The 20,283-nt window shown below is 31.3% G+C and carries 19 protein-coding genes and 1 riboswitch; of the genes, 15 read left to right on the forward strand and 4 right to left on the reverse strand.

The features are described from left to right. Nucleotides 1-12 precede the first annotated feature (12 nt). Nucleotides 13-957: an aldo/keto reductase gene (locus BUR17_RS03670; protein ID WP_074228889.1), complete on the reverse strand. Its 945-nt coding sequence runs from the start codon at nucleotides 955-957 to the stop codon at nucleotides 13-15. Nucleotides 958-1,138: 181 nt separating this feature from the next. After that, a riboswitch (Fluoride riboswitch) is annotated at nucleotides 1,139-1,204 on the forward strand. A gap of 27 nt (nucleotides 1,205-1,231) precedes the next feature. On the opposite strand from BUR17_RS03670, the gene BUR17_RS03675 reads away from it, so the two are divergent. Further along, nucleotides 1,232-2,527: a voltage-gated chloride channel family protein gene (locus BUR17_RS03675; protein WP_084550381.1), complete on the forward strand. Its 1,296-nt coding sequence runs from the start codon at nucleotides 1,232-1,234 to the stop codon at nucleotides 2,525-2,527. A gap of 48 nt (nucleotides 2,528-2,575) precedes the next feature. On the opposite strand, the gene BUR17_RS03680 is transcribed toward BUR17_RS03675, so the two are convergent. Beyond that, nucleotides 2,576-4,384, reverse strand: a complete 1,809-nt coding sequence (locus tag BUR17_RS03680) for a hypothetical protein (RefSeq protein WP_074228891.1) — start codon at nucleotides 4,382-4,384, stop codon at nucleotides 2,576-2,578. 257 nt (nucleotides 4,385-4,641) lie between these two features. Between BUR17_RS03680 and BUR17_RS03685 the strand changes: the two genes are divergently transcribed. From BUR17_RS03685 to BUR17_RS03725, 9 genes are all read left to right on the forward strand, one after another. After that, nucleotides 4,642-6,054: a tetratricopeptide repeat protein gene (locus BUR17_RS03685; RefSeq protein WP_074228893.1), complete on the forward strand. Its 1,413-nt coding sequence runs from the start codon at nucleotides 4,642-4,644 to the stop codon at nucleotides 6,052-6,054. Between the two features lie 166 nt (nucleotides 6,055-6,220). After that, on the forward strand, nucleotides 6,221-6,892 hold the full coding sequence (locus BUR17_RS03690) for a MarR family winged helix-turn-helix transcriptional regulator (RefSeq protein WP_074228895.1): 672 nt from the start codon (nucleotides 6,221-6,223) through the stop codon (nucleotides 6,890-6,892). 2 nt (nucleotides 6,893-6,894) lie between these two features. After that, entirely contained in the window at nucleotides 6,895-8,361 is a 1,467-nt protein-coding gene (locus tag BUR17_RS03695; protein ID WP_185116681.1) for a phytoene desaturase family protein, read from the forward strand. Between the two features lie 9 nt (nucleotides 8,362-8,370). Further along, nucleotides 8,371-9,207 carry a phytoene/squalene synthase family protein gene (locus BUR17_RS03700; protein WP_074228897.1) on the forward strand — a complete coding sequence of 279 codons (837 nt, stop codon included), beginning with the start codon at nucleotides 8,371-8,373 and terminating at the stop codon, nucleotides 9,205-9,207. Between the two features lie 17 nt (nucleotides 9,208-9,224). Further along, nucleotides 9,225-9,686, forward strand: coding sequence for an SRPBCC family protein (locus BUR17_RS03705; RefSeq protein WP_074228899.1), 462 nt, complete (start codon nucleotides 9,225-9,227; stop codon nucleotides 9,684-9,686). A 1-nt stretch (nucleotide 9,687) separates the two neighbouring features. After that, nucleotides 9,688-10,146 (forward strand): sterol desaturase family protein, encoded by a 459-nt coding sequence (locus BUR17_RS03710; protein WP_074228901.1) that lies wholly within the window; start codon nucleotides 9,688-9,690, stop codon nucleotides 10,144-10,146. Then, the gene (locus BUR17_RS03715; RefSeq protein ID WP_074228903.1) at nucleotides 10,147-10,839 is read left to right on the forward strand and encodes a lycopene cyclase domain-containing protein; all 693 of its coding nucleotides are present in this window, start codon (nucleotides 10,147-10,149) and stop codon (nucleotides 10,837-10,839) included. Further along, the gene (locus BUR17_RS03720; RefSeq protein ID WP_074228905.1) at nucleotides 10,826-12,115 is read left to right on the forward strand and encodes a cryptochrome/photolyase family protein; all 1,290 of its coding nucleotides are present in this window, start codon (nucleotides 10,826-10,828) and stop codon (nucleotides 12,113-12,115) included. Before BUR17_RS03715 ends, BUR17_RS03720 begins: the two co-directional genes overlap by 14 nt. Before the next feature lie 118 nt (nucleotides 12,116-12,233). Next, a complete protein-coding gene (locus BUR17_RS03725; protein ID WP_074228907.1) occupies nucleotides 12,234-12,653 on the forward strand; it encodes a hypothetical protein in 420 nt (139 codons plus the stop codon). Nucleotides 12,654-12,716: 63 nt separating this feature from the next. Here BUR17_RS03725 and BUR17_RS03730 read toward each other — a convergent pair whose 3' ends face one another. After that, a complete protein-coding gene (locus tag BUR17_RS03730) occupies nucleotides 12,717-13,424 on the reverse strand; it encodes a DUF421 domain-containing protein (protein ID WP_074228909.1) in 708 nt (235 codons plus the stop codon). 184 nt (nucleotides 13,425-13,608) lie between these two features. Here BUR17_RS03730 and BUR17_RS03735 point away from each other — a divergent pair, with 184 nt between their 5' ends. Both BUR17_RS03735 and BUR17_RS03740 read left to right on the forward strand, forming a co-directional pair. After that, nucleotides 13,609-14,991, forward strand: coding sequence for a serine hydrolase domain-containing protein (locus BUR17_RS03735; RefSeq protein ID WP_074228911.1), 1,383 nt, complete (start codon nucleotides 13,609-13,611; stop codon nucleotides 14,989-14,991). Between the two features lies 1 nt (nucleotide 14,992). Continuing rightward, nucleotides 14,993-15,430, forward strand: a complete 438-nt coding sequence (locus BUR17_RS03740; RefSeq protein ID WP_074228913.1) for a hypothetical protein — start codon at nucleotides 14,993-14,995, stop codon at nucleotides 15,428-15,430. Nucleotides 15,431-15,432: 2 nt separating this feature from the next. On the opposite strand, the gene BUR17_RS03745 is transcribed toward BUR17_RS03740, so the two are convergent. Beyond that, entirely contained in the window at nucleotides 15,433-15,753 is a 321-nt protein-coding gene (locus BUR17_RS03745; protein ID WP_074228914.1) for a hypothetical protein, read from the reverse strand. 352 nt (nucleotides 15,754-16,105) lie between these two features. On the opposite strand from BUR17_RS03745, the gene BUR17_RS03750 reads away from it, so the two are divergent. Genes BUR17_RS03750 through BUR17_RS03760 form a run of 3 tightly spaced genes read left to right on the forward strand, consistent with a single transcriptional unit; the run spans nucleotide 16,106 to nucleotide 20,280 of the window. Beyond that, a complete protein-coding gene (locus BUR17_RS03750) occupies nucleotides 16,106-17,584 on the forward strand; it encodes an ankyrin repeat domain-containing protein (protein WP_074228917.1) in 1,479 nt (492 codons plus the stop codon). Between the two features lie 5 nt (nucleotides 17,585-17,589). After that, nucleotides 17,590-18,072, forward strand: coding sequence for a DUF2271 domain-containing protein (locus BUR17_RS03755; RefSeq protein WP_074228919.1), 483 nt, complete (start codon nucleotides 17,590-17,592; stop codon nucleotides 18,070-18,072). 12 nt (nucleotides 18,073-18,084) lie between these two features. Next, complete coding sequence (locus tag BUR17_RS03760) at nucleotides 18,085-20,280, forward strand: PepSY domain-containing protein (protein WP_074228920.1); 2,196 nt, start codon at nucleotides 18,085-18,087, stop codon at nucleotides 20,278-20,280. Nucleotides 20,281-20,283 lie beyond the last annotated feature (3 nt).

Genomic DNA, 20,283 nt, shown 5'->3' on the forward strand with positions numbered 1-20,283 from the left:
ACAAGATCTTAATTATTGACTTACTTTATTTAGAAGCTCAATATCTTCAGAACTTAACTTGAGTTCAGGAGCTGCAAACAAAGTTTTCAGTTGAGACTCACTGGTTGCACTTACAATTGGAGCGGTCACCAAAGGATTTGCTAAAAGCCAAGCTAAAGCAACAGAAGCCTGAGTTGTTTCTAATCTTGCACTGATTTCATCCAAAGCTTTTAAAACATCAAGACCTTTCTCATCCAAATATTTTCTGACACCTTCTCCTCTTGCACTTTTCTTTAAATCATCTTCATTACGATATTTTCCGGTAAGAAAACCTGCAGCCAAAGACCAATAGGTAAATACACTCAAATCATATTCTTTCACCAAATCTGCATATTGAGATTCAAATTTTTCTCTTTCCAATAGATTATAATGCGGCTGTAATGCAACATATTTTGGAAGATTGTTTTTTTCGGCAACTTCAAAAGATTCTTTCAATCTTTCCAGTGAAAGGTTTGATGCCGCAATATACCTTACTTTTCCGGCTTTAATAATTTCATCATACGCCTCTAAAGTTTCTTCAACCGGAGTTTTCTGGTCATCAAAATGCGTGTAATAAAGATCTATACGATCGGTTTGAAGTCTAGCAAGAGATTCGTCAACCGATTTTAAAATATGTTTTTTGCTGATGTCGAAACCATGCTCTTTTGTTTCTGAGCCTACTTTCGTTGCGATCACCAAATCATTTCGGTTGTTTCTTTCTTTCATCCATTTTCCGATAATTTCTTCCGACTGACCGCCTTTTCCATTTACCCACCAAGAATACGTATCGGCTGTATCAATAAAATTGAAACCTCCTGCTGTAAACTGATCTAAAATATCAAACGATTTTTTCTCATCTAAAGTCCAACCAAAAATATTTCCTCCAAAATTTATCGGTGCTATTAAAAGATCCGTATTTTTTATTTTTATCTTTTCCATAAACAGATTTTATATTATTTAAAAAGTAAAGCTAATTTATGAAACAACCTTTGGAAAACAGCTCTGGAATTTAGTTTTAATAAAAATGTAGTCAATAGAAAATTTCGATTAAAAAAGTTTTAAATCAAATCTTGCAGTCAAATTATTTATGAATAAGATATTTATCTTAAATTTGTTCTTTCGAAATAAAGGAAATGGTGTCTTCCTTACCCAACCGCATTAAAAAGCTGATGGCGCCTGATTAGTTGAATGTTTATCATTTAATCAGGTTATTATGTTTAAAAAAAATAAAAAATCAGTTTTTAAAATTCTCAGTTTTTTTATTCAATTGTTTTTCAGAAAATATCCTTCTGTATTTTTTGTAGTGAAATGGCTTTTCATTACTGCAATTATTGGAGTTTTTATCGGATGTGCGTCTGCTTTTTTCTTACAGACTTTAGAATGGGCAACCCAATTGAGAGAAAATCATCTTTGGATTATTGTTTTTTTACCTTTAGCTGGATTTTTAGTTGGTTTACTCTATCACTACTTTGGTAAAGATGTTGAAGCCGGAAACAATTTATTATTAGAAACCATTCATGAGCCCAAAAAGACAATTCCTTTTAAGATGGCTCCATTGGTCTACTTTGGAACGATGATTACTCATTTTTTTGGAGGTTCTGCAGGTCGTGAAGGAACAGCTTTGCAAATGGCTGCATCAATTGCCGATCAGTTTTCAAAACCGTTAAGACTTTCAGCGGATGACAGGAAAATTTTAATTATTTCTGCGATTGCGGCAGGATTTGGTTCTGTTTTCGGAACTCCAATAGCCGGAGCGATCTTCGGGCTTGAAGTTTCTCTTACAGGAAGAATAAAATACAAAGCTTTATTTCCTGCAATTTCCGCATCAATCATTGCGGATTTAGTCACAAAATTCTTAAACACCCATCACACTGATTACCTCATCAATTTCGTACCTGAAATTTCGTTATTGAATATTTTATATGCTCTTATTGCCGGTATTTCCTTTGGTATTTGTGCCGCTTTTTTCAGTAAAACCATCCATAAAACAGGAGATTTTTTTAAATCTAAAATTTCTTATCCGCCACTTCGCCCGTTGATTGGAGGAATTGTTGTTTTAGTATCAGTCTGGTTAATGGGAACCACAAAATATCTTGGTTTAGGAATCCCTACAATTTTAGATTCTTTTTCGCAACAACTTCCGGCTTATGATTTTGCTTTAAAAGCGATTATTACGATTATTACTTTAGCTTCGGGTTTTAAAGGTGGTGAAGTGACTCCGTTATTTTTTATTGGTGCAACTTTAGGAAATGCTTTAGGATATTTTATCCCTTTACCTTTAGCGCTTTTGGCGGGAATGGGTTTTGTGGCAGTTTTTGCAGGAGCAACCAATACACCGATTGCATGCAGCGTAATGGCTTTTGAATTGTTTGGAATAGAATGCGGAGTTTATGTTGTTATCGCTTGCGTTGTTTCTTATTTTTTTTCCGGGCAAAACAGCATTTATAAAAGTCAGATCATCGGTAAACCCAAAAATAAAAGATATTGGAAAATAGAAGAATATCTTTAAGAAAAACCTAAGACCGAAATTTTTACGCTTCGGTCTTAGATTGAAGTTTTATTTTTGCAATTCTGGGATTGAAATTTTCTGTAAGTTCATTTTAAAACCTTCTAACTGATTTTTAATTCGGTCTTTTTCTGTTGAGAAAAAAGAGGTTTTCTCAAAAAGTTCTTTATAGTAATCAATCCCTTCAAAAAGATTAGATTTAAAAGTTTTCCATTTTTTTATTTGAGAATTAGTAAGTTCTCCTGAAAATTCTGAAATTTCATTCTTTAAATGATTCACATACATTTTCAGTTCATTAATAAACATATTCGGTCGCTCGGTTTCAGGAAGAATATTTCTATTTCCATAAATATGCTGAATCATTTCTGAAAGAGAAACCTCTTTATCGAAATACGCCAAATTTGGTCCAGGACAAATTACAACTCCCTGTTTTTCTCCTTTTATTTCAATTCCCTGTTCCAAATAGGCTGAGTTGACTAAACCTACACAAAGACAAGCTTTATCTGTGATTTCTTTTTTTCTTGATTCAAATTGCTTCTGAGTAATTTCATCTCTTACAGTTGCAAGATCTTTCAGTTTGATATCCTGATATTTTTTTGAGGCCGTACAAATTCCTTGTGGAGAGTATTCTTTGCTTAATGCCAATAATTTTTTAGGACACGAACTTCCAAATTTATTTTTAGCTTCTTTATGATGTTTCAAAATCTCATTTGATGTTCCTTTTACAGTATTAAACGGAACTCCCAAAGGAGAAATATTACTCAGATAATAATCATTTTGTTTTGATTTCACTAAAAGATTACGTGTTTCACGGTCTACTGATGTCGCTTCAGGAACCAATAAAAATGGTGAACCCCAACCAATACTGTCAACCTTATAATTTTCAAGAAGAAAATCATGTTCTTCAGAAGTTCCTACTCCACCCTGAACCGTAATTTTCATCTCTAAAGGTTCAGTCGGAATATATTTTTCTTTCTGCTCTAGAGCTTTAATCATTAAAGAATGTGCCGAAGAAATCAATTCATTTTTTTTCAATCTAAATTCTTCCATGATCGGACCTAATAACAAACCTTCCGTAGCAAAAGCATGACCACCACAATTCAGCCCCGATTCAACTCTATATTCTGAAACCCAAAGTCCTTTTTTAGCCAAAAAATTCCCCTGAATCATCGCAGAACGGAAATCACTTACTTTAAGAATGATTTTCTTTTTTATGAAATTATTAGCATCCGGAAAGAAGTCTTCAAATTCTTCAATATAACTGTACAAACGAGGGTTCATCCCCGCAGAAAGTACCATCGATGATGATATTTTACTTTGGGCAAACCCACGAAGAGAAGCATGTGCATCATTGAAAATAACAGGAAGCTGTTCATTATTACGATAATTGTCTTTATCAACCTTAGTCATAATATTGACATCAATATTTCCCGGAGTAAGATTTTTTTCTATAAAGTTTTTAATATTTAAAGCTATGGAATCACCCTGGTTCAGAATATTCTGTAGCCCGTCTTTTAATTCGGAAGTATTTGGAAGCATCGCCATGAAGTTCTTCAGAGCATCTGTATTTTTAGAAATTTCTTCTTTAAAAGATTCAAATTTCTCTGTCACGATATCGTCCATCATGTCGAGATAATCTGTAATTCTTTTGGCTCTGTAATCTTCGGTTTTTGAAGAAATTCCAAAATAATTAAGATTGAATTTTTTGCTGTAGAAATTTTTCATTTTCTCTACAATTTCGTCATCAATGATTGATATAACTGAAGAAATTCCGTATTGCGCGACACGAATCGGGCTGTCTATCGTGTAAGATAATCCCATAACGGGAATATGAAAACTGTGTAAAGGCTTATTAATCATTATTTTAAACAATCAAATTTTACTTTCATGTTTTATGAAAGTGATAATGATCTGAAAACCTGTATTCTTTACAAAAGTATAGAATTAAGATAAGCTATGCAAAAAATAACAAATCATTTTTAATGATGTCATAACTACAACCCTATCCATTATTTATTTTTAATTTTAAAGGTAAAAATCATATTAATTTGATATAATTTCCATTCTATTTTTATTAAATTTACACTTTCAATTCTCTAAATATCTATTTATTTACAATGTTTGTGTTTAGAAAAATACTCTTATTCAACATTCTACTTATAAGTTTTCTGACAGCAGCACAGAATCATCTCACTGCCTCACAACTGAAAACCAAAATCTCCAACAATTCTAAACTCTATAAAAATAATATTGACAAAGCTTATAAAGAACTAAACGGACTCTTGAAACAGTCTATCATTCTGAAAGACTCTATTTCTGAAATGAAAATTCTCGACAGAAAATGCAGATATTTTTATAGTAAAAATATGATGGACAGTCTGATTATCACCAGTGAGAATCTTCGAAAAAAATCGAGTTTATATAAAGATATTTATTTTGAAGCGATGTCTAATATTTATATTGCCGAAATATATTCTATCAACAAATTTCCTGATAAAGCAATTTCATATCTAAATTCTGCCTATCAAATTCTTCAAAAAGATGAATCAAACAGCAAAAAAATATTTTATGCAAAATCGAATGTTCTGAATAGTTTTGCCAATGTTTATTTAGATAAAAATCAACCAAAAGAAGCTTTAAAAAAGATTTACGAAGAAATTGAAAGTGGAAAAATGCTGAAGGATAAAAATGAACAAGACAATTTTCAATATTTGAATTATGCTAATCTGGCAAATATTTACATCCAGATTAATTCAGATTCGGCTTATCATTACGCCAAAAAATCAATTTTAATTAAACCTTCGGATGTAATCGATGACAAATCGATGATTGATAATTATTCTGTAATTGGAAAAGTATATAAAGGCAAAAAAGATTACAAAAATTCTATAAAAAACTTTCATAAAGCATTATTTATAAGCAACAAGAACGGAACAGAACTTAATAATAATCAGATTTATCATTCATTAAAAGATATATACAGTATTCTGAATAATAAAGACAGTGCTCATTTTTACAGCAATAAAATTGAGCAATATGAACTAAAATCTCTCAAAAGCAAATACAATTCTTTACAGGAAGTAATCAGTAAGGATAAAAAAGAACAGGAAAACGCTCAAAATCCTATCTGGTATTGGATTATTCCAGCAATTTCCGCGATCGTTTGCGGTGCTTTCCTAACATTTAAAAGAAAGAAAAGTAAAGTTGAGCCGGAAGTTAAACCGGAAATTGACCGCAGGGAAACCTATCATCATCTTATGGAACTTTTAGAGAAAAAGGATCCTGCTTTTTTATTTACTTTTGAAAAAGTCTATCCTGAGTTTTCTAATCAACTTCTCAGTAAGAATCCTGATTTACAACAATCAGAAATTGAGTTTTGCGCCCTGTTAAAAATGAAGCTTTCAACCAAAGATATCGCTAGAATAAGTTTTATAGAAACCAGAACGGTTCAGAATAAGAAGTATCGAATTAGAAAAAAATTAGATATTCCTCAGAATATCGACATTTATCAATGGATTGATCAAATTTAATTTCATCTCTCCTCTACTACTTATTAAATAGCTTGTAAACATTAATTAAAGAAGAATAAGGCTTTGGTTTTTCAAAGTCTTATTTTTTTATTTAAAACAAAACTAGTTTATAAATATATTATTTAAAACAAATTAAGTATATTTGTTTACTATAAATGATTTAATTATGAATTATAATTTAGCAAAAGATGTAATTCAGTTGCTTGAACAATTTGATTCTGAAAATACAAATTCACAATATACTTCTGATATTGAAGGATTTAAAACCTGGGTTCAGCATCAAGAAAATAAAAAAACACCTACTCAAAAGAATATTGTTTGGGAAGGAAAAGAAAACGGAAGAAGTCCGGAAAGCGTTATTAGTACACTACTTGTTCATATGAACAGATATGCAAAAACCTATTCAAAGTCTGCAATTGCCGGTTCAGAATTTTCTACACAAGAAGAATTTATATATCTGATCACTCTAAAATCTTTTGGTAATATGACCAAAACCGAACTGATTAAGAAAAATATTCAGGACAAACCGGTCGGAAACTTGATTATTAATAGACTAATTAAACAAAATTGGGTAAAACAATCTGATTCTAAAACAGATAAAAGATCGAAAGTATTGAGTATTACTGAAAAGGGACTGGAAACACTGGAAAAGCAAATGACTAATATCAGAAATGCTACCAAAATCGTCAGTGGAAATCTTACAGAAGACGAAAAGTATACTTTAATTGAACTTCTACATAAACTTGACCACTTCCACAATCCTATTTTTGGCAGAAATATTGACAGTACAAATTTATTAGATACGGTCTTTAAAGAATATTCATTTAATGATAATTAATTATGATTAAAAAAATAGCAGTTATTGGTTCGGGATTTTCAGGATTATCTGCTGCAGCTTATGCTGCACAAGCTGGTCATGAAGTTCACGTTTTTGAAAAAAACGGTAGTTTAGGAGGAAGAGCCAGACAATTTACCACCGATAACGGTTATGTTTTTGATATGGGCCCAAGTTGGTATTGGATGCCCGATATTATTGAAGATTTTTTTAATTCATTTAATAAAAAAACTTCTGATTATTACCAGTTGGTTTCTTTAAACCCTCAATTTGAAATGGTTTTTTCTGACGGAATTATGGCTGTTCCGAAAGATTATTCTGAAATGCGTGATCTTTTTGAAAATACCGAAAAAGGAGCAGCAAAAAAGCTTGACGAATTCATGAATGATGCTCAATACAAATACGAAGTCGGCATGAAAGATTTCGTTACAAAACCCTGTCATTCATGGTTTGAATTTGTTTCTCCAAAGATTGCAAAAAGTGCTTTAAAGCTTGATTTGCTATCTAATTTTCACCGTTTTGTAAGAAAATATTTTTCACATCCAAAACTGATTATGCTGATGGAATTTCCGGTTATTTTTCTCGGAGCTGCCCCAAAAGATATTCCGGCTTTGTACAGCCTGATGAATTATGGTGGTTACAAATTGGGAACATGGTATCCGATGGGAGGTTTTTATAAAGTGATTGAAGCTATGTCTGAAATTGCCAAAGAACAAGGCGCTCAGTTTCATTTAAATTCAAATGTTGAAGAAATTAAAATTAAAGATGGTAAAGCGCAATCAATGATTGTCAACGGTTCAGAAATTGAGTTTGATAGTGTAATTGCTTCGTCTGATTATCATCATACAGAACAGAATTTACTTCCAAAAGAATATCAAAATTACAACGAAGATTATTGGAAAAAGAAAACTTTTGCACCTTCTTGCTTGATCTATTACTTAGGATTTAAAGAAAAAATTTCAGATTTAAAACATCACACTTTGTTTTTTGAAAACGATCTAGATCTACACACTTCTGAAATTTACGAAGATAAAAAATGGCCGACAAAACCTTTATTTTATGCTTGTTGTCCGTCAAAAACAGATAAAAATGTAGCTCCCGAAAATTGCGAAAATGTATTTCTTTTAATGCCAATCGCAATAGGAATTGAAGATAACGAAGAAATCAGAGAAAAATATTTTCTTGAAATGATTGAAAGACTTGAAAAACACACCAAATCATCAAATCTTTTATCAAAAATCGATTATAAGAAAAGCTATTGCATTAATGATTTCAAAAACGATTACAATGCATACCAAGGAAATGCTTATGGTTTGGCAAATACGCTGAATCAAACCGCAGTTTTGAAACCTTCACTGAGAAATAAAAAAGTAAAAAATCTTTTTTATACAGGGCAACTCACCGTTCCAGGACCGGGAGTTCCGCCCTCGATTATATCCGGAAAAATAGCCGCAACCGAAGCCACTAAATAACCACAGAATATGAAAAAACTTTTCGATGAACTTTCTTATAAGATCAGCAAACAGACCACAAAACAATACAGCACGAGTTTTTCTTTGGGAATTTTGGCGCTTTCACCCAAGATCAGAAATTCTATTTATGCCATCTACGGATATGTAAGATTGGCTGATGAAATTGTCGACAGCTTTCATGGTTTTGACCGCACTACTCTTTTGGCTAGATTTCGTGAGCAAACCAACCAGGCCTTAGAAGAAAAAATTTCTTTAAACCCAATCTTGCAGGCGTTTCAGGAGACGATTCACCGATATGAAATCGATGTGCAACTGATTAATCAGTTTCTTAAAAGTATGGAAATGGATTTACAGAAAATCGATTATGATTCTGAACTTTATAAAGAATATATTCTCGGTTCTGCAGAAGTTGTCGGCTTAATGTGTCTTCATATTTTCGTTGACGGAAATAAAGAAAAATATAATCAACTGAAACCTTCTGCGATGAAATTGGGTTCAGCTTTTCAGAAAGTGAATTTTCTTCGTGACATGAAAGATGATTATCAGATCTTGGGACGTACTTATTTTCCGAATGTTGATATTTCTTATTTTGATAACGTTGTAAAGTCTCAAATTGAAAAAGAAATTTATGATGAATTTAAGGAAGCTTTAGAAGGCATCAAAAAACTTCCCAATTCATCAAGATTTGGGGTTTATTTGGCTTATCGATATTATACTTCTCTTTTCAGGAAAATAAAAAAAACCTCAGCCAATAAAATTATCAACCAAAGGATAAGAATATCAAACGGTAGAAAATTTTCTTTAATGATGAGCAGTTATGTGCAATACAAAATGTCTTTCCTATAAAATATAAATTAAAAAAAATGGTACACCAGCTTAAGCGTCAACAACAACTTAACTGCGATATAAAAACTGCCTGGAAATTTTTTTCTTCGGCAAATAATCTTTCAGAAATTACCCCAAAAGACATGAAATTTGTGGTAATAACACAGCTTTCTGATGATGAGATCTATGAAGGAATGCTGATCGATTATTACATTTCGCCTCTTTTGGGAATAAAATTAAACTGGCAAACCGAAATTACGGAAGTTAACTTTGAAAAAAGTTTTACAGATTTTCAGAAAAAAGGTCCTTTCAAACTATGGAATCATTTTCATGAGTTTATTCTGAATGATAAAGGTGTTTTAATGATAGATACAGTAAGTTACGAATTGCCTTTTGGTTTTTTAGGAGAAATAGCGCACAGTGTAATGGTAAAGAAAAAATTGGAACATATTTTTGATTACCGATTTAAAATTTTAGAAGAAACATTTAATAAAAAATAGCATGAATTTTTTAATTGTTGTAGCTACATTTTTTACGATGGAAGGAATTACCTGGCTAGTTCACAAATACATTATGCACGGTTTTTTGTGGCCGCTTCATCGCGATCATCACGATCACAGCAACGAAGGACATATGGAAAGAAATGATTATTTCTTCGCCATTTTCGCTATTCCAACCATTGCATTAATGTACTATGGAACGATTAATGATTTCAATATTTATTTTTATATCGCTCTTGGAATAACGATCTACGGAATGGCTTATTTTTTTGTACATGATATCTTTATTCACCAGCGTTTCAATATTTTAAAGAACACAAAAAACCCTTATTTACTGGCCATTCGAAGAGGTCACAAACAGCATCATAAACATACAGGAAAAGAGCACGGCGAATGCTTTGGCTTTTTGTGGGTTCCTGTGAAGTTTTTTAAAATGTATTTTAATAAAAATAAACAGTAAATGTTGCAATACACGTATTTAGCGATTAATTTTTTCACAATAATTATCTGTTTTATATTTTCTTTTCATCCGAAAATTAAATTTCACAGACATTTTAAAGCTTTTTTGCTTTCCTCAATTATTGTTGCTCTATTTTTTATTGCATGGGATGTTTGGTTCACGGTAAATGGAGTTTGGTGGTTTAATGATAAATATTTAATTGGCAAACGACTTTTCGGACTTCCGATTGAGGAATTATTTTTTTTTATCTGCATTCCATTTTCATGTGTATTTACCTATTTCTGTTTAGATAAATTCTTTAAACTAGACTGGAAACCTTCTGTTGAAAAGGTTTTTGTACTTATTTCAATTATTGCTTGTATTATTTTAGCAATTCTATTTAAAGATAAAATTTACTCTCTTGTTACTTTTCTTACCACAGCAATCACTTTAATGGTACTCTATTTTGTTTTAAAAGTAAAATGGATTGGTAAAGCTTCTTTTATTTATCTGGTTTTAATGCCCGGATTTTTGGCCGTTAATGGAATTCTCACCGGAACCGGACTCGATTCTCCCATTGTTAATTACAATCCAAAAGATTTTATAGGTTTCAGAATTTTAACGATTCCTATTGAAGATACAGTCTATGGTTACGAAATGATTCTGTGGAATCTTTTCTTCTTTCATAAATTTAAAAAAGATGAACAAAATTAATATATTCTGGTTTCGCAGAGATTTGAGGCTTTCGGATAATACAGGTCTCAATGCCGCACTACAATCCGATCAGAAAATACTTCCAATTTTTATATTTGATACCGCAATTTTAGATCAGCTTGAAAACAAATCAGACCGAAGAGTTGATTATATTCATCAGGCTCTCGAAAAAATCAATAATGAACTCAAAAGCCACCAATCAGGAATCAAAACTTATCTCGGTAAACCACTAGAAATTTTCAAAGAAATCATCAACGAATTTGATGTTGAAACTGTTTTCTGTAACCGAGATTATGAACCAAATGCAATAAAACGCGATCAGGAAATTTCAGATTTTCTCCATAAAAACAAGATCAATTTTAAAGATTATAAAGATCAGGTCATCTTTGAAAAAAATGAAATTGTAAAAAACGATGGTTTGCCTTACACGGTTTACACGCCGTTTTCAAAAAAATGGAAAGAAAAATTTCATCAAACTGAAATTCATTTAGCAAAAATTAACTTTAAAAATTTTTATTCATTTAAAACTAAAGACATTCATACTTTGAAAGAAATTGGTTTTGAAAAAACAGATATGGTTTTCATTGAACCTGTTCTAGATAAAAATGTGATAGAAACTTATGACAAAAACAGAGATTTTCCGGCTTTAAATCAAACGACACGATTGGGAATTGCTTTGCGTTTTGGAACAATTTCTATCAGAAAATGTGTAAAATATGCTTCAGAAAATAACGAAACCTGGCTGAATGAATTAATTTGGAGAGAATTTTTTATGCAGATTCTGTATCATTTTCCAAAAGTTGTCACAAAATGCTTTAAAGAAAAATATGAAAATATTCAATGGCGAAATAATGAAGAAGAATTTAAACTCTGGTGTGAAGGAAAAACCGGTTATCCAATTGTAGATGCAGGAATGCGACAGCTCAATGAGACCGGATTTATGCATAATCGAGTAAGAATGGTTGTCGCGAGCTTTCTTACCAAACACCTTCTCATCGATTGGAGATGGGGCGAAGCTTATTTTGCCGAAAAACTTTTAGACTACGAGCTTTCTTCCAACAACGGAAACTGGCAATGGGCTGCGGGTTGTGGTTGCGATGCGGCACCTTATTTCAGAATATTTAATCCGAGTGAACAAACTAAAAAGTTTGATAAAGATTTAAAATATATTACTCAGTGGAATCCTGAGAAACACGCTGTAAAAGCGCCTATCATTGAACATTCTTTTGCTAGAAACAGAGCTTTGGAGACTTATAAAAAAGCAGTAAAAGAATAATCTTTATTTTTAAAAACAAAAAATTGAAAATTCATTTAAATTAAGTACCACATAAGTGATGCGGGGCATAGTATTTGTAACTTATTAGTTAACATAATAAATACCACCATCCAATAATATGAAAGTTACAGATTTAAAAATTAAAAATCTTGTTGAATATCAAAAAGAGATTTTTACGATAACAGAGATTTTCCAGAATGAAAAGGATTATTTTGTTAAGATTGAAAATGAAAGTCATGCTATTTCTGTACCGGCAGAAAAAATAAGCCCTATTCAGATTACAGAAGACTGGTTAGAGAAATTTGGTTTTTTGAAAACTTACGCTTCCGATCAACAGATTATTCGCTACGAGAGACCAGAATCTTTCATTAAATATGATATTGATTTAAATTCAAAAAAGATTTTTGAAGGTTTAAAAATTTATGGGAATACGATAAAATGTAAATACATTCACGAATTCCAAAATATTTTCTCTTGTCTTTTTGGAAAAGAAACGACAGTTTTTCTTAAAAGCTCTTTTCATAAAGCAGCCATTTAAAAACGAAGCGATTAAACTTCATATTTTTATATTATTATCCCTGACTTAGGTTGGGGATTTTTTTTATGTCACTCTTATTTTGTTGCTGGCTTCAACCCAATTTTCTTTGCCACAATTTTTACAGCTTCCAGCATTTCCTTCTTCTTTTTTTTCTGTAAAACCGCAAAATGTACAAGAATAATGTCCTTCTTTTTTGATATATTTCATTGGATGATCCAAAGAATTCAGCATGATCGGAAGTCCGTATTTTACCTCTTTATCTTCATTAAAGAAAACACTTATTTCTCCGGAAACTTCTTCAATAGCAAACTCAATCTGACCTAAATGAGAAATACCTTTCACTCTTAATTCTGCAAAAAACTCATCACTTCCTAGGTTTTCTTTTTTAAAATTTTCGATGGCAAAAACTCCGTGCTCAATAAGACATATTGCCTTTCCTTCAAATAAATTTTCAATTTTTTTGAATCTTCCAATCAATGCTGTAATAGAAGAATACAAAATAATGATGACCAAAAAAACAAGCATCGACGAGACTATTCCCACTTCTTTATAAAACATAGGATCTCCGGCTGCAGAACCTAATCCGATAATCACAACCAACTCGAAGATTGAAAGTTGCTTCACCCCTCTTTTCCCTAAAACCCGAAGACTTATAATAATGGTAAGAAACATAATGATCGTACGAAGTACAATTTCCAGAAGAAATCCCCAATCTTCGGTTCCCAAGAATAATTCTTTCCAGGTAAAGTTTAAAAAAGTTACTAAAAACATGATGTCATTTTATTTGAAGATTCAAAAAATAAGCCAATAAAGCTACCCTTTTTTAATTTGAATCTGCAACAGAAACCTACATTTCATCGACAAATATTTGGTAATTGATTTATAAAAAATAATTATCTTTGAAAAATCACATTTCAGTGATTACATTTATATTAGTTAAAAATTATATTTACCAATGAATAAATTTCTTCTTCCGATATTATTTTCAGTCGTAATTACCGTCAATGCTCAAGAAAAAACTAAAACGGACAAACTCGACAGTCTTTTCACAAAAAATTATGAAGACAAAATCTTTAATGGAAATGTCTTAATTGCTGAAAAAGGGAAAATTATTTTCCAAAAAAGCTTTGGAGTTGCAGATTATGAAACGAAAAGACTTCTGAATAATACAACAATTTTTGAACTGGCTTCTGTTTCCAAACAATTTACAGCAATGGGAATTGTTTTGCTTGAAAAACAGGGAAAGTTAAAATATGATGATCCTATTTCTAAATTTATCCCTGAACTTTCTTTCTATAAAAATATTACAGTAAGAAATCTTTTAAACCACACAGGCGGACTTCCGGATTATATAGGATTATTTCAAAAAAACTGGGATAAATCAAAGTTTGCAACAAACAAAGACATCGTCACAGAATTTGCAAAATACAAACCAGAAATTAATTTTCAACCCAATGAAAAATATGAATACAGCAATACAGGTTATGCTCTTTTAGGATATATTATTGAAAAAGCTTCGGGAAAGACTTTTGGAGATTATTTAGAAGCAAATATTTTTAAACCTTTGGGTATGAAAAATACTTTTGTTTACAGAAGTAGATTTCAGCCAAAAGTTATAGAAAATTATGCAAAAGGATTTATCGAAAATGATTTTGGATCTATTATTTCACCTGACGATTTGGGAAAATCATACTACACTTATTATCTTGACGGAATGGTAGGTGACGGAATGGTCAATTCTACCACAGAAGATCTTTTAAAATGGGACAGAAGTTTATACACCGATAAATTGGTGAATGAAAAAGATAAAGCCATTATTTTTCAGGGAACAAAACTTAATGATGGAAAAATGACGAATTATGGTTTTGGTTGGCAAATTGGAGAAAATAAAGAATACGGTAAAGTAGTCGCGCATTCCGGATCTTGGGCTGGGTATACCAATTATATAGAAAGAAATTTATCTAAAGACCAAACTATTATTATTTTACAAAATATAGACACTCACAAAACAGAGATTCCTGCTCAAAGTGCAAGAAAAATTATTAATAATGAAAAAATTATTGTTACAACGGCTAAAAAAGCAGTTTACAGTGATAAAGAACTTAATCAATTTTTAGGAGTTTATTCTGCAGAAAATTTTCCGATGAAAGTCACCATTACAAAAGAAAACAATGTTTTGTATGCTCAAGCAACAGGACAAGATAAATTCCCAACAGAAGCTTTAGAAAACAATATATTTACATTTGATTTGGCAGGAATTAAATTAATTTTCAATCCTGAAAAAAATGAAATGATTCTTGAGCAAGAAGAAGATAAAACGTTATTTAAAAAAGAATAAAATGAAAATTATCACTACTCTACTTTTATCGTTTTCATCTTTAGCAATCAATGCTCAGCAAATTCTTAAGCAAGAAAAATATACCGGAACCATCGACGGAAAAATAAATATTTCATTTTATCTGAAAATTGAAGAAACAGGCTGTCCGAGTATTATTGCTTCCGGAATTTATAAATACACCGACAACAAAACTGCAAACTGGATTCTTTTAGATACTACTTTTTCTGAAAAAGCTCAACAATATACTTTTGTTGAGCATTATAATACAGGAATTATGCTTTTAAAACGTAATTCAGAAACCCTTCAAGGACTGTGGATTTCTCCTGATGGAAAAAAACAGCTTAAGGTCAATTTGAAAAAGATAAAACAATCTAAAGCTGAGATAGAAAAAATGGAGGACGAATTGGAAAAAGCCAATTACAGCGCCAATGATTGCTAAATTTAACGATGTCTAGTTCCTTTTTGATGATAAGAAACCTGCTGATTTGAATTGTAATGATCATTCAGATGTTGATTATTAAAACTCGCATCTACATGATTATGAGTTGAAAGGATATTTTCCGGAGTTTCGAGACGAATCTTTTTTCCGTTTTTAAAAACTTCTCCTTCAGCAGTTCGGTACATTTGATTTTCTTTGTACTGATTTCCATCTGGAGCCGTAAATGTGTGATTTTTATTGTTTCTTCCTTTTCTTTTTTGATTTAAAAAGACTAAAACTCCACCGGCAACAATACCTAAGGCAATTTTCACTGAATTTTTCATAAACTAATATTTCTTCAGTTAGAACAAAATTATTGCCAACCATAAGATTTGTGGTATATCCGAATAATTATTAAAATAAAAAGACTGTCAAAAAACATTGACAGTCTTAAAAAACTTGAGTTATAAACATAGACAAATAAAATTGGATTGATACTATCTATACACTCAAAATTATAAACTTTCGTTATAATTTTTTATGACCTAACGCATAAACTATTTTAAAGCTTCCTGGTTTTATTCATTTAATGATATTAATCAACAATTAAAGCTCAAATTTCTGTATAGTTTCCTTTTCAACTTCGATAGGAAACACTAATTTTGCGCTCAGTATTTAGAATAAATAAAAATAACAATGAAAAAGATATTGTATTCTGCTCTATTATTATTTTCTGTAATAATCAGTGCCCAAAAAAACACTTTATTACAGGCAGATTTTTGGAAATCTAAACCTAATGTAGAAAAAGTAAAGCAAGAAATATCCAATGGAAACAGTGCTTCTGAATTTAATGGAAGTACTTTCGATCCGGTTTCTCTTGCCCTTACCAATAAAGCACCTCTGGAAACTGTAAAATTTCTTTTAGAGCAAAAAGGAAATGCAGTAGACAAGCTTACTCATGATGGTAGAATTTATCTTCACTGGGCTGCAATGGCTGGAAATCCTGAAATCATTGAATATTTTATTTCTAAAGGTTCTGATGTTAATAAATTAGATACAAAAGGTTTAACGCCTCTTGCTTTTGCTGCAATGTTTGGTTTAAATGATCCAAAAGTATACGAAACATTCTTCAAAGCTGGTGTAAATCCGAAACACAAATATAAAAACGGAGCCAATATTTTGCTATTGGCAATTGGAAATGATAAAGATGGTTCTTTACAAAAACTTTTCACGTCAAAAGGTCTGTCTATAAAGGATGTAGATGACACCGGAGCAACTGCTTTTGATTATGCGGCGAGCTTCGGCAATATCGAGCTTTTAAAATCATTAAAAAACCAGGGTGTAAAAGCTTCAGATAAAGCTTTGGTCAATGCTGCAACAGGAACAAGAGCAGTTACGAATACGCTTTCTGTTTATCAATATTTAATTGATGAAGTAAAGTTAAATCCTTCTGCAACCAATGCAAACGGAGCAAACGCTTTACAGATTATTGCAAGAAAAAATAATCAGAAAGAAATCATCGATTATCTGATCAGCAAAGGAGTTGATGCCAATAAAACCGACAGTGAAGGAAATAATGCATTAATTACGGCTTCAGGAGGAAAAGATCTTGAAAATGTAAAAGCAATTGCAGCAAAAACCAAAAACATCAATGCTGTAAATTCTAATGGAGAATCTGCCTTAACTCAGGCCATTCAAAGTGGTTCTGCAGAGATCGCTAAATTTTTAATTTCAAATAAAGCTGATGCTAAAATTGTTGATGCAAAAGGAAATAATTTAGCTTATTATTTAATTCAGTCTTACAGACCTGGTCCACAAAGAGGTCCTGATGAATTTTCAGAAAAATTAAATATTCTTCAATCGAATAATATAAATGTTACTGCTTCACAAAAAGACGGTAATACACTGCTTCATTTAGCGATTGCAAAAAATGATCTTGATCTTCTGAAAAAATTGAGCGATCTAAAAATTGATGTAAATTCTGTTAACAAAGAAAGTATGACCGCTCTTCAAAAAGCAGCTTTGGTAGCAAAAGATGATACAATTTTAAAATATCTGGTTTCTTTGGGTGCCAATAAAACCATCAAAACAGAATTTGACGAAACCGCTTACGATCTTGCTTCAGAAAATGAAAGCTTAAAAAATAATAACGTATCAATCGACTTTTTAAAATAAATAATATGAAATATTTTAAAATTCAGGCTTTAGGAATTTTAATGACCTTATTTTGTGCAGGTTTTGCCAATGCACAGGCTTCAAAATATAAATGTATGCTTCAGTTGACCAGTTATGGCGGTGAAGGTGCTTATGTTGTAGTTTCTTTAATTAACCCAAAAGGTGCTTACGAAAAAACACTTTATGTGATGGGTCCTGATACAAAATGGCATGATACATTGAAAGAATGGCACAAATTTCAGAGTAAAAAACCTGTAAAATTAAATGCAATTACTGGAGCTTCTGTAGCAGATGGAGACAGAAGTATCTCTACGTTTTCTATTGAAGACAAATATCTGAACAAAGGTTACAAAGTACGTTTTGAAACGGCTGTTGAAGATAAAAAATACAATGTTTCAGATGTAGAACTACCTTTTACAACTGAAGGTATTACAACAAAAACAGAAGGAAAAGGTTACATTCGATATGTAAAACTTAATAAGTTATAAAAAGATCCAAAAATGACCTTATCAATTTGGAGGTATGCCCATTTAACTTTAGCAGTACTTACATTCCTGTTTTTAATCGTAGCTTCTGCCACAGGAATTATTTTAGCTTATGATGCTGCACAGGAAAAAGTTCAGCCTTATCGAGTTAACGATTTCAGTAACATAAACCTTGCCCAGTCTTTACCGGAACTGCGCAAGGTTTTTCCGGAAATTACGGAGATTAGTGTTGATCACAATCAGTTTGTAACCTTGGAAGGTTTAGACGATAATGGTGAAAATATCAAAGCATACATCGATCCTAAAACCGGAAAAATTCTGGGAAAACCTGTTGAGAAAAGCAAATTTATCAATTGGATAACTTCGCTGCACCGTTCTTTATTTTTAAAAGAAACCGGAAGGTTTGCAGTTGGAGTTGTATCTTTTTTATTAATGATCATTAGTATTTCCGGGCTTATTTTGATTATCAAAAGACAAAATGGAATCAGACATTTTTTCGACAATATCAAAAAAGACTTTTTCTCACAATATTTGCATGTCGTTTCTGGAAGAATTTTATTAATTCCAATTTTAGTCGTTTCTGTAACAGGAACTTATCTTTTCCTGCATCGGTTTGAATTGATACCAAAAGGAAAAAATGAAAAGATTGTTCATAAAATTACTAATTCTGAAACTCAGATAAAGTTAGCAGACTTCCCTATTTTTAAGGGAACAAAACTCAGCAAAGTAAAAAAAATAGAATTTCCTTTTATTGAAGATGATGCTGAAGAATTTTTTGTTTTAAAACTAAAAGACAGAGAGATTACCGTCAACCAAATCAATGGTGAAATTGTAAAGGAGGAAAAATATCCACTTACTCTTATTTATGAAAACCTAAGTTTAACCTTTCATACAGGTCGTGGAAGCGTTCTTTGGTCAATCGTTTTAGGTCTTTCTTCTATTGGAATCTTGATGTTTATTTATTCAGGTTTTGTCATTACTTTTAAACGAACCAGAAATAAAATTAAGAATAAACACAAAGCTGAAAATGCAGAAATTGTGATTTTTGTAGGTTCAGAAAACGGTTCAACTTTAGGTTTTGCCAATAAAATTCATTCTCAACTTTTATCAGACGGAAAAAAATCATTCATTACAGAGCTTAATCAATATAAATTATATCCTAAAGCAGAACACTTTATCATTTTTACTTCAACCTATGGTTTAGGTGAAGCTCCAACAAATGCTTCCAATTTCAAGAAACTTTTAAAAGAAATTTCTCAGAATCAAAAGATTAAATATTCTGTAGTTGGTTTTGGATCAAAATCTTATGAAGATTTTTGTGGTTTTGCAATTGAAGTTGACCAATTATTATCTGAACAAAACTGGGCAGAATCTCAGCTTGAACTTTTTACAGTCAACGATAAATCAACGGCAGAATTTACAGAATGGGCAAAGAAATGGAGCTATGAAACAATAATTCCTTTGGCAACTGCACCATCTTTATACAGCGAAAAAGTTCCTTCTTTAAAGAAAATGAAAGTTGTTGGTAAAAGTGAAATCGTTGATGAAGTGACTACTTTTAAAGTGATTTTAAAACCAAATTCATTAGTAAAATTTAAATCCGGAGATTTGCTTGCCATTTATCCTGAAAATGATCATAAAGAGAGATTCTATTCTATTGGAAAAGTTAACGGAGCCATTCAGCTGGTTGTAAAACTTCATGAAAATGGTCTTGGATCAGGATTTTTGCATCGTTTAAAAGAAAATCATGAAATAAAAGCAAGAATTATTAAAAATTCAGAATTCCATTTTCCTAAAAAGGCTTCTGAAGTAACTATGATTGCAAACGGAACCGGAATTGCACCATTTTTAGGAATGATTGAGGAGCAAAGCGGAAAAACAAAAACTCATTTATATTGTGGTTTCAGAAAATCAAGTGAATTGACTGTTAATTATGAATATTTTGCTCATGAAAATATCAAAAAAGGAAAATTAACGTCTTTTAATTTGGCATTTTCTAGAGAAGAAAAATCTCAGTATGTAATGGATCTGGTTGAAAGAGATGCCGAATTGTTTATCAATTCATTAGAAAACGGAGGTTTTATCATGATTTGTGGTGCTCTTAAAATGCAGCATGATGTGGAAGATACTTTAAGAAAGTTGTGTGCCCTGAAAAATAAAGATTACGAAACTTATAAAGCAAACGGACAAATTTTAACCGACTGTTATTAATTT

This window comes from Chryseobacterium scophthalmum, assembly GCF_900143185.1.
In the GTDB taxonomy this organism is placed as follows: Bacteria; Bacteroidota; Bacteroidia; order Flavobacteriales; family Weeksellaceae; genus Chryseobacterium; species Chryseobacterium scophthalmum.

Bases quoted from the DNA above. Each gene is read 5' to 3' on its own strand.
- BUR17_RS03710 (WP_074228901.1), top strand. From the start codon at position 9,688: ATGAATTTTTTAATTGTTGTAGCTACATTTTTTACGATGGAAGGAATT.
- BUR17_RS03745 (WP_074228914.1), bottom strand. From the start codon at position 15,753: ATGAAAAATTCAGTGAAAATTGCCTTAGGTATTGTTGCCGGTGGAGTT.
- BUR17_RS03670 (WP_074228889.1), bottom strand. From the start codon at position 957: ATGGAAAAGATAAAAATAAAAAATACGGATCTTTTAATAGCACCGATA.
- BUR17_RS03680 (WP_074228891.1), bottom strand. From the start codon at position 4,384: ATGATTAATAAGCCTTTACACAGTTTTCATATTCCCGTTATGGGATTA.
- BUR17_RS03735 (WP_074228911.1), top strand. From the start codon at position 13,609: ATGAATAAATTTCTTCTTCCGATATTATTTTCAGTCGTAATTACCGTC.
- BUR17_RS03755 (WP_074228919.1), top strand. From the start codon at position 17,590: ATGAAATATTTTAAAATTCAGGCTTTAGGAATTTTAATGACCTTATTT.
- BUR17_RS03720 (WP_074228905.1), top strand. From the start codon at position 10,826: ATGAACAAAATTAATATATTCTGGTTTCGCAGAGATTTGAGGCTTTCG.
- BUR17_RS03695 (WP_185116681.1), top strand. From the start codon at position 6,895: ATGATTAAAAAAATAGCAGTTATTGGTTCGGGATTTTCAGGATTATCT.
- BUR17_RS03725 (WP_074228907.1), top strand. From the start codon at position 12,234: ATGAAAGTTACAGATTTAAAAATTAAAAATCTTGTTGAATATCAAAAA.
- BUR17_RS03685 (WP_074228893.1), top strand. From the start codon at position 4,642: ATGTTTGTGTTTAGAAAAATACTCTTATTCAACATTCTACTTATAAGT.
- BUR17_RS03750 (WP_074228917.1), top strand. From the start codon at position 16,106: ATGAAAAAGATATTGTATTCTGCTCTATTATTATTTTCTGTAATAATC.
- BUR17_RS03690 (WP_074228895.1), top strand. From the start codon at position 6,221: ATGAATTATAATTTAGCAAAAGATGTAATTCAGTTGCTTGAACAATTT.
- BUR17_RS03740 (WP_074228913.1), top strand. From the start codon at position 14,993: ATGAAAATTATCACTACTCTACTTTTATCGTTTTCATCTTTAGCAATC.
- BUR17_RS03760 (WP_074228920.1), top strand. From the start codon at position 18,085: ATGACCTTATCAATTTGGAGGTATGCCCATTTAACTTTAGCAGTACTT.
- BUR17_RS03675 (WP_084550381.1), top strand. From the start codon at position 1,232: ATGTTTAAAAAAAATAAAAAATCAGTTTTTAAAATTCTCAGTTTTTTT.
- BUR17_RS03730 (WP_074228909.1), bottom strand. From the start codon at position 13,424: ATGTTTTTAGTAACTTTTTTAAACTTTACCTGGAAAGAATTATTCTTG.
- BUR17_RS03715 (WP_074228903.1), top strand. From the start codon at position 10,147: ATGTTGCAATACACGTATTTAGCGATTAATTTTTTCACAATAATTATC.
- BUR17_RS03705 (WP_074228899.1), top strand. From the start codon at position 9,225: ATGGTACACCAGCTTAAGCGTCAACAACAACTTAACTGCGATATAAAA.
- BUR17_RS03700 (WP_074228897.1), top strand. From the start codon at position 8,371: ATGAAAAAACTTTTCGATGAACTTTCTTATAAGATCAGCAAACAGACC.